Here is a 753-nt window from a genome sequence, read left to right on the forward strand (position 1 = left end):
GGACCTTGCCGATCTGGATGCGATCGGTCCGAATCTGCGCGCCATTGAACAAAAGTTTGGCTCGGTAGAAATATTGGTCAACATAACCGGAGGTCCGCCCCCAACACCGGTTTCGGGTCAAGACCCCGCTGCTTGGCGCAAGCACTTCGATTCGATGGTGCTGTCGGTGATAGCGATCACCGATGCGGTCCTGCCCGCCATGCGCGCAAAAAAATGGGGTCGCATCATCACCTCGACATCGTCGGGGGTCGTATCACCCATCCCGAATCTTGGCATTTCGAACGCGCTGCGCTTGTCGCTTGTCGGCTGGTCGAAGACATTGGCCGGCGAGGTCGGACGCGATGGTGTGACCGCCAACATTGTGCTTCCCGGCCGCATTGCAACCCAGCGCATCGCCTTCCTTGACGAACAGAAGGCCAAGCGCGAGGGGAGCACGGTTGCTGATGTCTCGGCGCAGAGCGAAGCATCGATTGCCGTCGGTCGTTATGGCCGTGCTGACGAATATGCCGATGCCGTCGCGTTTCTCGCAAGCCAACGAGCATCCTACATCACCGGCTCGGTCATTCGTATCGACGGCGGGCTGATCCAGAGCGTGTGATACCCGAGTTCGCGCATTGCTCTAGTCGGCTCGCACGGCCTCGCAACAAGAACCAAAGATGTCGGGGCGGACACGTGAGGATTGCCATCCAGCCATTGAGGCTACGATGGCAATCCTCGGCCTTGGGAGGCCTGTTGGTTTGAAGTCTAGGGCTT

At 59.2% G+C, this 753-nt stretch carries 1 protein-coding gene; it reads left to right on the forward strand.

What is annotated here, in order from left to right; translation table 11 throughout:
* A partial coding sequence (locus tag EN935_RS38705) for an SDR family oxidoreductase (protein WP_127374385.1) occupies window positions 1-598 on the forward strand: 598 nt, incomplete at its 5' end.
* Between the last annotated feature and the right edge of the window lie 155 nt (window positions 599-753).

Origin of the sequence: Mesorhizobium sp. M7D.F.Ca.US.004.03.1.1, assembly GCF_003998635.1 — a bacterium.
Classification (GTDB): Bacteria; Pseudomonadota; Alphaproteobacteria; order Rhizobiales; family Rhizobiaceae; genus Mesorhizobium; species Mesorhizobium loti.